Here is a 9,379-nt window from a genome sequence, read left to right on the forward strand (position 1 = left end):
TATAACCCGAATACTCAGCGGAGCATGCCGCTGCCGTAACCCTTCAGGTTAGATTTCTTCAAAAGAGACTCGTACTGCTGAGAAACGAGGTGCGATTGTACTTGCGACATGAAGTCCATAACAACCACTACGACGATCAGCAACGACGTCCCACCCAGATAGAAGGGCACATTCGCCGATACCACCAGGAACTGCGGCAGCAAGCAGACCGCGGTCATGTACAAGGCACCGAACAGGGTGAGGCGGGTCAGCACGCTATCGATATAGCGAGCAGATTGCTCACCGGGACGGATACCCGGAATGAACGCACCGGACTTCTTGAGGTTTTCCGCAACATCCTTCGGATTGAACATCAAGGCTGTATAGAAGAAGCAGAAGAAAATGATCCCTGCACTAAACAGAATGATATTCAGCGGCTTACCCGGCCCAATTGCCTGCGCAAAGGTTTGCAGCCACTCCATGTTGTCGCCCTGGGCGAACCAGGTACCCAGCGACGCCGGGAACAACAGGATACTGCTGGCGAAGATGGCCGGGATCACACCCGCCATATTGACCTTGAGAGGCAAATGGCTGGTCTGCGCGGCAAACACCTTGCGACCTTGTTGACGCTTGGCATAGTTGACCGTGATTCTGCGCTGGCCACGCTCGACAAACACCACGAACGCGATCAGGGCGATGGCCACCAGGCCGACACCAATCAACGCAAAAATATTGATGGTACCCAAACGGGCACCTTCGAAGGACTGACCAATGGCTGCCGGCAGACCGGCAACAATACCGGCAAAAATCAGCATCGAAATACCGTTACCGATACCGCGTTCGGTGATCTGCTCACCGAGCCACATCATGAACATCGCCCCGGCAACAAACGTGGTCACAGCGACAAAATAGAAGCTGAAACCGGCGCTGAAAGCGACACCCTGACTAGCCAGACCAACGGACATACCGATGGCTTGAATAAACGCCAGCACCAACGTCAGATAACGCGTGTACTGACTGATCTTCCGGCGACCGGACTCCCCTTCCTTCTTCAACTGCTCCAGCGACGGCGTAACCGCCGTCATCAGCTGCATGATGATGGATGCAGAGATGTACGGCATGATGCCCAGAGCGAAAATACTCATCCGCTCCAGGGCACCGCCGGAGAACATGTTGAACAGGCTAAGGATCGTCTCTGAATTCTGATTGAACAGATCGGCCAGACGATCAGGGTTTATCCCGGGAACCGGAATATGCGCCCCGATACGGTAAACGATGATCGCGAGGAACAGAAAGCGCAGGCGCCCCCAGAGTTCACTCAAGCCACCTTGATTCATTCCAGAAAGAGCGCCTTGCTTAGCCATTTAGTCCTCGATCTTGCCACCAGCTGCTTCGATCGCTGCACGTGCACCTTTGGTCACGGCCAGGCCTTTGACGGTAACCGCTTTGGTCACGTCGCCGGACAGGACGATCTTTGCACGTACAAACTTGTTGCCAATGATATTGGCATCTTTCAGCGCCTGCAGGTCAACGACCTCAGCGTCAACTGCGTTCAGTTCGCTGGTGCGAATCTCAGCAGTGACCATAGCCAGTTTGGAAGTAAAACCAAACTTCGGCAGACGACGGTGCAGCGGCTGCTGACCACCCTCGAAACCGGGGGCAACGCTGCCACCGGAACGAGAGGTCAAACCTTTGTGACCGCGGCCAGCAGTCTTACCCAGACCGCTACCGATACCACGACCGACGCGCAGCTTTTCACGGCGTGCACCCGGCGCGGAACGCAGATCATTCAGTTTCATGTCTTATTCCTCTACCCGAACCATGTAGGAGACCTTGTTGATCATCCCACGCACAGACGGAGTGTCTTCGACTTCAACGGTGTGACCGATGCGACGCAAGCCCAGGCCTTTAACACAAGCCTGGTGCTTCGGCAGACGACCAGCGACACTCTTGAACAGAGTCACCTTGATTTTTTCGTTTGCCATGTCCACTTACCCCGTGATGTCTTCAACGGTCTTGCCGCGCTTGGCCGCTACAGACTCGGGAGACTGCATCGACTTCAGACCCTTGTAGGTAGCCTGAACGACGTTAACCGGATTGGTGGAACCGTAACACTTGGCCAGTACGTTGTGTACGCCAGCGGCTTCCAGAACGGCGCGCATTGCACCGCCTGCGATGACACCGGTACCTTCGGAGGCCGGCTGCATGAACACCTTGGACGCGCCGTGAGCGGCACGAACAGGGTACTGCAGAGTGGTTCCGTCCAGGTCAACCTGAATCATGTTACGACGTGCAGCCTCCATGGCCTTCTGGATGGCGGCTGGCACTTCACGTGCCTTGCCGCGACCGAAGCCCACGCGACCTTTGCCATCACCGACAACAGTCAGTGCGGTGAAAGCGAAGATGCGGCCACCCTTAACTACTTTGGCAACGCGGTTAACCTGGACCAGCTTCTCGATGTAACCTTCGTCGCGCTTTTGATCGAAATTAGCCATAACTCTACCCTTAGAATTCCAGCCCGCCTTCACGAGCGGCGTCGGCCAGCGCTTTTACGCGACCATGGTACTTGAAGCCGGAACGGTCGAAGGCGACCTGAGTTACACCGGCGGCCTTGGCACGCTCTGCGACCAGCTGGCCAACTTTCTTGGCTGCTTCGATGTTGCTGGTGGAACCAGCGCGCAGCTCGGAGTCCAGAGTGGAGGCGCTAGCCAGCACTTTGGCGCCATCTGCCGAGATGACTTGTGCGTACATGTGCTGCGAAGAGCGGTGCACGCACAGACGAACGGCTTCCAGATCGCGCAGCTTCAGGCGCGTACGGCGAGCGCGACGGAGACGAATAACTTTTTTATCGCTCATTTGCTATGCCCTACTTCTTCTTGGCTTCTTTACGACGCACTACTTCATCGGCGTAGCGGACACCCTTGCCCTTATAGGGCTCCGGACGACGGAAATCACGAATTTCCGCGGCTACCTGGCCGACCAGTTGCTTGTCGATGCCTTTGATGATGATGTCAGTCTGGCTGGGGGTTTCAGCGGAAACACCCTCAGGCAGCTGGTAGTCGATCGGGTGGGAGTAGCCCAGCGCCAGGTTCAGAACCTGACCTTTAGCCTGAGCCTTGTAACCTACGCCAACCAGCTGGAGCTTACGCTCAAAACCTTGGCTGACGCCGATGACCATGTTGTTGACCAGAGCGCGGGTAGTACCGGCCATGGCCATGTTCGGGCTGCCGGCACGGGCTGCGAAACGCAGCTCGCCGTCTTCCTGAACAACTTCAACAGTCGGATGCAGGTTCAGTTCCAGGGTGCCTTTGGCGCCCTTGATCGACAGAGCCTGACCGTCCAGTTTGATTTCTACACCCTGCGGCAATTTGACAGGGTTCTTGGCGACGCGAGACATCGTTAACCCCCTATCAGAATACGGTGCAGAGAACTTCGCCGCCGATACCGGCAGCGCGAGCAGCGCGATCAGTCATCACACCTTTGTTGGTGGAGACGATGGAAACGCCCAGACCACCTTTAACTTTCGGCAGTTGCTCAACGGACTTGTACTGGCGCAGGCCGGGACGGCTCACGCGCTTCAGCTCTTCGATAACCGGCTTGCCTTCGAAGTACTTCAGTTCGATAGACAGGGTCGGCTTAACGTCGCCAACCACTTCGTAACCGGCAACGTAACCTTCTTCCTTAAGTACCTTGGCGACAGCCACCTTCAGCTTTGCCGAGGGCATGCTGACGTTGGACTTCTCAGCCATCTGGGCATTACGGATACGGGTCAGCATATCTGCCAACGGGTCCTGCATACTCATGGGCTATGTGCTCCTGAAACTGAGTAATAAAAGTCTGGATTACCAGCTGGCCTTGACCAGACCGGGCACATCACCGCGCATTGCTGCTTCACGCAGCTTGATGCGGCTCAGACCAAACTTGCGGTATACGCCGTGCGGACGACCAGTGACGCGGCAGCGGTTACGCTGACGGACCGGGCTGGAATCGCGCGGCAGTTTTTGCAGGGCTACCTGAGCAGCCCAGCGATCTTCTACAGAGGCGTTAACGTCACCGATAGTCGCTTTCAGCGCTGCACGCTTGGCAGCAAATTTGGCGACCAGGCGAGCGCGCTTGGCCTCACGGTTTTTCATACTGACTTTTGCCATTGTCCTGACTCCTAGTTACGGAACGGGAAGTTGAACGCGCGCAGCAGCGCACGACCTTCGTCGTCGGTCCGCGCAGTAGTAGTCAAGGTGATGTCCAGACCACGCAGGGCATCGATCTTGTCGTAATCGATTTCCGGGAAAATGATCTGTTCCTTGACGCCCATGCTGTAGTTGCCACGGCCATCAAAGGACTTGGCATTCAGGCCACGGAAGTCACGGACGCGCGGCAGGGAAATCGACAGCAGACGATCCAGGAATTCGTACATCTGCTCGCGACGCAGGGTAACCTTGACGCCAATCGGCCAGCCGTCGCGGATCTTGAAGCCAGCGATGGACTTGCGTGCGTAGGTTACGATGCCTTTGCGACCAGTGATCTTTTCCAGGTCAGCCAGTGCGTTTTCGATGACTTTCTTGTCACCGACTGCTTCGCCAAGGCCCATGTTCAGGGTGATCTTGGTGATTTTCGGCACTTCCATCACGTTCTTCAGGCCCAGTTCTTCCTGGAGCTTGGGAACGATGTTAGTGCGATAGGTTTCTTTCAATCTCGCCATGGTAAGCACCTAGATTCTCAAGCGTCGACGGCTTTTTGCGTCGACTTGAAAATACGAACCTTCTTACCGTCTTCGACCTTGAAGCCGACGCGATCGGCTTTGTTGGTCTCGGGGTTGAAGATAGCCACGTTGGAGACGTGGATCGGCGCCTCCTTCTCAACAATACCGCCCTGAGCACCAGCCATCGGATTGGGCTTGGTGTGGCGCTTGATAATGTTGACACCGGAAACCAGCAGGCGGGCATCGTCACCAACTTTCAGGACTTTGCCGCGCTTACCCTTGTCTTTACCGGCAATGACGATTACGTCGTCGTCGCGTTTGATCTTTTGCATGACCTGGCTCCTTACAGCACTTCGGGCGCGAGGGAAACGATCTTCATGAACTGCTCATTACGCAGCTCACGAGTCACCGGCCCAAAGATGCGGGTACCGATCGGCTCATTCTTGGTGTTGAGCAGAACGGCGGCGTTGCCATCGAAACGGATCAGCGAACCGTCGGTACGGCGTACGCCGTGACGGGTACGCACGATGACCGCGTTGAGCACCTGGCCTTTCTTTACTTTGCCGCGCGGAATCGCTTCCTTCACGGTCACTTTGATGATATCGCCAATGCCGGCGTAGCGACGGTGAGAACCGCCCAGAACCTTGATACACATAACGCGACGTGCACCACTGTTGTCAGCCACATCCAGCATGGATTGAGTCTGAATCATAACTTTCTCCGACCCTTAAATAATCCGCTAAGTTGCGCGGGCTTAAACTTGCGCCGCGCGCTCTTCGATCTGAACCAGTGCCCAGCTCTTGGTTTTGGCCAAGGGGCGGGTCTCACGAATGGTCACCAGATCGCCGATGCGGCATTCGTTGTTCTCGTCGTGCGCCTTGAGCTTGGTAGAGCGCTTCACGTACTTACCGTACAGAGGGTGCTTTTCCTGACGCTCGATGAGCACAGTGATGGTTTTATCCATCTTGTCACTGACAACACGGCCAGTAACGCTACGAACTGTTTTGTTCTCGGCCATGATCAGTTACCACCCTTCTGATTGAGCACAGTCTTGACGCGAGCGATGTCGCGCTTTACCTGGTTCAGCAGATGCGTTTGACCGAGCTGACCGGTTGCTTTCTGCATGCGCAGGTTGAACTGATCGCGCAGCAGGGTGAGCAGCTGCTCGTTCAGCTGCTCAGCAGATTTTTCACGAAGTTCTGTCGCTTTCATTACATCACCGTCCGCTTAACAAAGGTGGTAGCGAGAGGCAGCTTGGCTGCGGCCAGAGCGAATGCTTCGCGGGCCAGCTCTTCGGAAACACCTTCAATCTCGTAAAGGACCTTGCCCGGACGAATCTGGGCTACCCAGTACTCGACGTTACCCTTACCTTTACCCATCCGCACCTCGAGAGGCTTCTTGGAGATAGGCTTATCCGGAAACACACGGATCCAGATTTTACCGCCACGCTTAACGTGACGAGTCAGGGCGCGACGAGCCGCTTCGATCTGACGAGCAGTCAGACGACCGCGACCTACGGCTTTGAGCGCGAACTCACCGAAGCTCACCTTGCTACCACGATGCGCCAGACCACGGTTGTGGCCGGTCATCTGCTTGCGGAACTTCGTACGCTTAGGTTGTAACATGTGCGTACCCCTTACTTAGCAGCTTTTTTCTTGGCCGCGACGGCTTTGGTTTCTTCCTGGAGACCACCGATGATCTCGCCTTTGAAGATCCAAACCTTCACACCGATCACACCGTAGGTGGTGTGGGCTTCAGCTGTCGCGTAGTCGATGTCGGCACGCAGGGTGTGCAGTGGCACACGGCCTTCACGATACCATTCGGTACGGGCGATCTCGGCGCCGCCAAGACGGCCGCTAACCTGGATCTTGATACCCTTGGCACCAATGCGCATGGCGTTCTGTACGGCGCGCTTCATGGCACGACGGAACATCACACGACGCTCGAGCTGCTGAGCAACGCTTTGTGCAACCAGGGCACCGTCGAGCTCCGGCTTGCGGATCTCTTCGATGTTGATGTGCACCGGCACGCCCATCTGGCTGGTCAGGTCCTGACGCAGCTTCTCAACGTCCTCACCCTTCTTGCCAATCACGATACCCGGACGAGCAGTGTGAATGGTAATGCGGGCTGTCTGAGCCGGGCGCTGGATATCAACGCGGCTGACAGAGGCGCTTTTCAATTTGTCCTGAATGTACGCACGTACTTTCAGGTCGGTGTTCAGATAGTCAGCGTAGTTGCGACCATCTGCGTACCACACCGAAGTGTGTTCTTTAACGATACCGAGGCGAATGCCTACCGGATGTACTTTCTGACCCATTTGATCGACTCCTACTTGTCAGCAACCTTGACCGTGATGTGGCAAGACCGCTTGATGATGCGATCAGCACGGCCTTTGGCACGCGGCATGATGCGCTTCAGGGAGCGACCTTCGTTGACAAACACGGTGGAGACCTTCAGGTCATCCACGTCTGCGCCATCGTTGTGCTCGGCGTTCGCAATAGCGGACTCGAGAACTTTCTTGATGACGGCAGCGGCCTTCTTGTTGCTGAATGCCAGCAGGTTCAGGGCCTCATCCACCTTCTTACCGCGGATCTGGTCGGCGACCAAACGCGCTTTCTGGGCAGAGAGTCGGGCGCCCTTATGAGTAGCGGCTACTTCCATCTTCTAACCCCTTAGCGCTTGGCTTTCTTGTCTGCAGCGTGACCACGGTAGGTACGCGTAGCAGAGAATTCGCCCAACTTGTGACCGACCATGTCTTCGCTAACGATTACTGGGACATGCTGGCGACCATTGTGTACAGCGATGGTCAGACCGACCATCTGCGGCAGAATCATGGAACGGCGCGACCAGGTCTTGATCGGCTTACGGTCGTTCTTTTCTACTGCCACTTCGACCTTCTTCAACAGGTGAAGATCGATAAAAGGACCTTTCTTCAGAGAACGCGGCACTGTCGTATCCCCTCTAATTACTTGCTGCGACGACGGACAATCATCTTGTCAGTGCGCTTGTTGGACCGAGTCTTGGCACCCTTAGTCGGGAAGCCCCACGGAGAAACCGGATGACGACCACCGGAGGTACGACCTTCACCACCACCATGCGGGTGATCTACCGGGTTCATGGCAACACCACGAACAGTCGGACGAACACCGCGCCAGCGTTTGGCACCGGCTTTACCCAGCGAGCGCAGGCTGTGCTCACCGTTGGACACTTCACCCAGAGTCGCGCGGCATTCGCCAAGGACTTTGCGCATTTCGCCGGAACGCAGACGAACGGTGACGTAGGCACCTTCGCGAGCAACCAGCTGGACAGCAGCGCCAGCACTACGAGCTACCTGAGCACCTTTACCAGGCTTCAGTTCGATCGCGTGAATAGTGCTACCTACCGGGATGTTGCGCAGCGGCAGAGAGTTACCGGCCTTGATCGGCGCATCGGCGCCAGAGACCAGTTGATCGCCAGCAACAACGCCTTTGGGGGCGATGATGTAGCGACGCTCACCGTCGGCATACTTCAGCAGAGCAATATGAGCAGTACGATTCGGATCGTACTCGACGCGCTCTACAACAGCGGGGATGCCGTCCTTGTTACGACGGAAGTCCACGATGCGGTAGTGTTGCTTATGTCCGCCCCCACGATGACGCGTGGTGATGCGGCCATTGTTGTTACGACCACCAGACTTGCCTTGCTTCTCAAGCAGCGGTGCGTGCGGAGCACCTTTGTGCAGGTCAGCGTTAACGACCTTGACTACGAAGCGGCGGCCAGCGGAAGTAGGTTTACATTTAACAATTGCCATGATGTACCCCTGTCTTATTCAGCGCTGGCGAAGTCGATGTCTTGACCGGCTTCCAGGCTAACGTAGGCCTTCTTCCAGTCATTACGCTTGCCCAGGCCACGAATGGTGCGCTTGGTCTTGCCTTTGACATTCAAAGTCGATACCGCCTTGACCTTGACGTTGAACAGCTGCTCAACGGCCTTTTTGATTTCCAGCTTGGTCGCAGTGGTATCCACTTTGAACACGAACTGGTTCTGACCGTCGGCCAGCACGGTTGCCTTTTCGGACACATGCGGGCCAAGCAGTACCTTGAAAATGCGCTCTTGGTTCATCCCAGCATCTCCTCGAACTTCTTAACAGCAGGCACTGTGATCAGCACCTTGTCGTAAGCGATCAGGCTAACCGGGTCAGAACCTTGAACGTCGCGCACGTCGACGTGCGGCAGGTTACGCGCTGCCAGGTACAGGTTCTCATCAACGCCTTCGGTAACGATCAGCACGTTCTGCAGATCGAGTTCCTTCAACTTGCCGGCCAGAGCCTTGGTTTTCGGTGCGTCAACGGAGAAGCTCTCAACAACGACCAGACGGTCCAGGCGTACCAGCTCGGACAGAATGGAACGCAGTGCGCCGCGGTACATCTTGCGGTTCAGCTTCTGCTCGTGATTTTGCGGACGGGCAGCAAAGGTAGTACCACCGGAGCGCCAGATCGGGCTGCGGATGGTGCCGGCACGGGCACGGCCGGTACCTTTCTGACGCCAGGGCTTCTTGCCACCACCGGAAACGTCGGAACGGGTCTTTTGCTGCTTGGTACCCTGACGAGCACCAGCCATGTACGCGACAACGGCTTGGTGAACCAGGGTTTCGTTAAACTCGGTTGCAAAGGTCAGATCGGAAACTTCGATCGCGCTTGCACCAGCTACATTCAGATTCATG

20 protein-coding genes are annotated in these 9,379 nt (G+C 56.2%); all 20 read right to left on the reverse strand.

The features are described from left to right. Nucleotides 1–14: 14 nt before the first annotated feature. Genes secY through rplD form a run of 20 tightly spaced genes read right to left on the reverse strand, consistent with a single transcriptional unit; the run spans nt 15 to nt 9,378 of the window. Nucleotides 15–1,343 (reverse strand): preprotein translocase subunit SecY, encoded by a 1,329-nt coding sequence (gene secY / locus HV822_RS06950; RefSeq protein ID WP_238873014.1) that lies wholly within the window; start codon nt 1,341–1,343, stop codon nt 15–17. Beyond that, complete coding sequence (gene rplO, locus HV822_RS06955; RefSeq protein WP_238873015.1) at nt 1,344–1,778, reverse strand: 50S ribosomal protein L15; 435 nt, start codon at nt 1,776–1,778, stop codon at nt 1,344–1,346. Nucleotides 1,779–1,781: 3 nt separating this feature from the next. Further along, complete coding sequence (rpmD, locus tag HV822_RS06960; protein WP_065335992.1) at nt 1,782–1,964, reverse strand: 50S ribosomal protein L30; 183 nt, start codon at nt 1,962–1,964, stop codon at nt 1,782–1,784. A gap of 6 nt (nt 1,965–1,970) precedes the next feature. After that, nucleotides 1,971–2,474: a 30S ribosomal protein S5 gene (gene rpsE, locus HV822_RS06965; protein ID WP_083728626.1), complete on the reverse strand. Its 504-nt coding sequence runs from the start codon at nt 2,472–2,474 to the stop codon at nt 1,971–1,973. A 10-nt stretch (nt 2,475–2,484) separates the two neighbouring features. Then, on the reverse strand, nt 2,485–2,835 hold the full coding sequence (gene rplR / locus HV822_RS06970) for a 50S ribosomal protein L18 (RefSeq protein ID WP_083728627.1): 351 nt from the start codon (nt 2,833–2,835) through the stop codon (nt 2,485–2,487). A gap of 10 nt (nt 2,836–2,845) precedes the next feature. Then, complete coding sequence (rplF, locus tag HV822_RS06975) at nt 2,846–3,376, reverse strand: 50S ribosomal protein L6 (protein WP_238873016.1); 531 nt, start codon at nt 3,374–3,376, stop codon at nt 2,846–2,848. Between the two features lie 13 nt (nt 3,377–3,389). Further along, nucleotides 3,390–3,782: a 30S ribosomal protein S8 gene (rpsH, locus tag HV822_RS06980; protein ID WP_238873018.1), complete on the reverse strand. Its 393-nt coding sequence runs from the start codon at nt 3,780–3,782 to the stop codon at nt 3,390–3,392. A 39-nt stretch (nt 3,783–3,821) separates the two neighbouring features. Continuing rightward, nucleotides 3,822–4,127: a 30S ribosomal protein S14 gene (rpsN, locus tag HV822_RS06985; protein ID WP_083728630.1), complete on the reverse strand. Its 306-nt coding sequence runs from the start codon at nt 4,125–4,127 to the stop codon at nt 3,822–3,824. 11 nt (nt 4,128–4,138) lie between these two features. Continuing rightward, complete coding sequence (rplE, locus tag HV822_RS06990) at nt 4,139–4,678, reverse strand: 50S ribosomal protein L5 (protein WP_083728631.1); 540 nt, start codon at nt 4,676–4,678, stop codon at nt 4,139–4,141. A gap of 17 nt (nt 4,679–4,695) precedes the next feature. Beyond that, nucleotides 4,696–5,010 (reverse strand): 50S ribosomal protein L24, encoded by a 315-nt coding sequence (gene rplX, locus HV822_RS06995; protein ID WP_088277355.1) that lies wholly within the window; start codon nt 5,008–5,010, stop codon nt 4,696–4,698. Nucleotides 5,011–5,021: 11 nt separating this feature from the next. After that, a complete protein-coding gene (rplN, locus tag HV822_RS07000) occupies nt 5,022–5,390 on the reverse strand; it encodes a 50S ribosomal protein L14 (RefSeq protein WP_083728633.1) in 369 nt (122 codons plus the stop codon). Nucleotides 5,391–5,432: 42 nt separating this feature from the next. Further along, a complete protein-coding gene (gene rpsQ / locus HV822_RS07005; RefSeq protein ID WP_238873020.1) occupies nt 5,433–5,696 on the reverse strand; it encodes a 30S ribosomal protein S17 in 264 nt (87 codons plus the stop codon). A 2-nt stretch (nt 5,697–5,698) separates the two neighbouring features. Continuing rightward, nucleotides 5,699–5,890 carry a 50S ribosomal protein L29 gene (rpmC, locus tag HV822_RS07010; RefSeq protein WP_083728635.1) on the reverse strand — a complete coding sequence of 64 codons (192 nt, stop codon included), beginning with the start codon at nt 5,888–5,890 and terminating at the stop codon, nt 5,699–5,701. Further along, nucleotides 5,890–6,303 carry a 50S ribosomal protein L16 gene (gene rplP / locus HV822_RS07015; protein ID WP_083728636.1) on the reverse strand — a complete coding sequence of 138 codons (414 nt, stop codon included), beginning with the start codon at nt 6,301–6,303 and terminating at the stop codon, nt 5,890–5,892. Before rplP ends, rpmC begins: the two co-directional genes overlap by 1 nt. A gap of 11 nt (nt 6,304–6,314) precedes the next feature. Then, nucleotides 6,315–6,995, reverse strand: a complete 681-nt coding sequence (rpsC, locus tag HV822_RS07020; RefSeq protein WP_083728637.1) for a 30S ribosomal protein S3 — start codon at nt 6,993–6,995, stop codon at nt 6,315–6,317. 11 nt (nt 6,996–7,006) lie between these two features. After that, nucleotides 7,007–7,339, reverse strand: coding sequence for a 50S ribosomal protein L22 (gene rplV / locus HV822_RS07025; protein ID WP_065335991.1), 333 nt, complete (start codon nt 7,337–7,339; stop codon nt 7,007–7,009). A gap of 11 nt (nt 7,340–7,350) precedes the next feature. Next, nucleotides 7,351–7,626, reverse strand: a complete 276-nt coding sequence (gene rpsS / locus HV822_RS07030) for a 30S ribosomal protein S19 (RefSeq protein ID WP_083728638.1) — start codon at nt 7,624–7,626, stop codon at nt 7,351–7,353. Between the two features lie 17 nt (nt 7,627–7,643). Beyond that, entirely contained in the window at nt 7,644–8,468 is an 825-nt protein-coding gene (gene rplB / locus HV822_RS07035) for a 50S ribosomal protein L2 (protein ID WP_118131989.1), read from the reverse strand. A 14-nt stretch (nt 8,469–8,482) separates the two neighbouring features. Continuing rightward, the gene (rplW, locus tag HV822_RS07040) at nt 8,483–8,779 is read right to left on the reverse strand and encodes a 50S ribosomal protein L23 (RefSeq protein ID WP_238873021.1); all 297 of its coding nucleotides are present in this window, start codon (nt 8,777–8,779) and stop codon (nt 8,483–8,485) included. Next, nucleotides 8,776–9,378 carry a 50S ribosomal protein L4 gene (gene rplD, locus HV822_RS07045; RefSeq protein WP_096006255.1) on the reverse strand — a complete coding sequence of 201 codons (603 nt, stop codon included), beginning with the start codon at nt 9,376–9,378 and terminating at the stop codon, nt 8,776–8,778. The genes rplW and rplD overlap by 4 nt, the downstream gene beginning before the upstream one ends. Between the last annotated feature and the right edge of the window lies 1 nt (nt 9,379).

The organism is Halopseudomonas maritima (assembly GCF_021545785.1).
In the GTDB taxonomy this organism is placed as follows: Bacteria; Pseudomonadota; Gammaproteobacteria; order Pseudomonadales; family Pseudomonadaceae; genus Halopseudomonas; species Halopseudomonas maritima.

Bases quoted from the DNA above. Each gene is read 5' to 3' on its own strand.
- rplX (WP_088277355.1), bottom strand. From the start codon at position 5,010: ATGCAAAAGATCAAACGCGACGACGACGTAATCGTCATTGCCGGTAAA.
- rplW (WP_238873021.1), bottom strand. From the start codon at position 8,779: ATGAACCAAGAGCGCATTTTCAAGGTACTGCTTGGCCCGCATGTGTCC.
- rpsQ (WP_238873020.1), bottom strand. From the start codon at position 5,696: ATGGCCGAGAACAAAACAGTTCGTAGCGTTACTGGCCGTGTTGTCAGT.
- rpsN (WP_083728630.1), bottom strand. From the start codon at position 4,127: ATGGCAAAAGTCAGTATGAAAAACCGTGAGGCCAAGCGCGCTCGCCTG.
- rplN (WP_083728633.1), bottom strand. From the start codon at position 5,390: ATGATTCAGACTCAATCCATGCTGGATGTGGCTGACAACAGTGGTGCA.
- secY (WP_238873014.1), bottom strand. From the start codon at position 1,343: ATGGCTAAGCAAGGCGCTCTTTCTGGAATGAATCAAGGTGGCTTGAGT.
- rpmC (WP_083728635.1), bottom strand. From the start codon at position 5,890: ATGAAAGCGACAGAACTTCGTGAAAAATCTGCTGAGCAGCTGAACGAG.
- rplO (WP_238873015.1), bottom strand. From the start codon at position 1,778: ATGAAACTGAATGATCTGCGTTCCGCGCCGGGTGCACGCCGTGAAAAG.
- rplF (WP_238873016.1), bottom strand. From the start codon at position 3,376: ATGTCTCGCGTCGCCAAGAACCCTGTCAAATTGCCGCAGGGTGTAGAA.
- rplP (WP_083728636.1), bottom strand. From the start codon at position 6,303: ATGTTACAACCTAAGCGTACGAAGTTCCGCAAGCAGATGACCGGCCAC.
- rpsH (WP_238873018.1), bottom strand. From the start codon at position 3,782: ATGAGTATGCAGGACCCGTTGGCAGATATGCTGACCCGTATCCGTAAT.
- rplB (WP_118131989.1), bottom strand. From the start codon at position 8,468: ATGGCAATTGTTAAATGTAAACCTACTTCCGCTGGCCGCCGCTTCGTA.
- rpsC (WP_083728637.1), bottom strand. From the start codon at position 6,995: ATGGGTCAGAAAGTACATCCGGTAGGCATTCGCCTCGGTATCGTTAAA.
- rplD (WP_096006255.1), bottom strand. From the start codon at position 9,378: ATGAATCTGAATGTAGCTGGTGCAAGCGCGATCGAAGTTTCCGATCTG.
- rplR (WP_083728627.1), bottom strand. From the start codon at position 2,835: ATGAGCGATAAAAAAGTTATTCGTCTCCGTCGCGCTCGCCGTACGCGC.
- rpmD (WP_065335992.1), bottom strand. From the start codon at position 1,964: ATGGCAAACGAAAAAATCAAGGTGACTCTGTTCAAGAGTGTCGCTGGT.
- rplE (WP_083728631.1), bottom strand. From the start codon at position 4,678: ATGGCGAGATTGAAAGAAACCTATCGCACTAACATCGTTCCCAAGCTC.
- rplV (WP_065335991.1), bottom strand. From the start codon at position 7,339: ATGGAAGTAGCCGCTACTCATAAGGGCGCCCGACTCTCTGCCCAGAAA.
- rpsE (WP_083728626.1), bottom strand. From the start codon at position 2,474: ATGGCTAATTTCGATCAAAAGCGCGACGAAGGTTACATCGAGAAGCTG.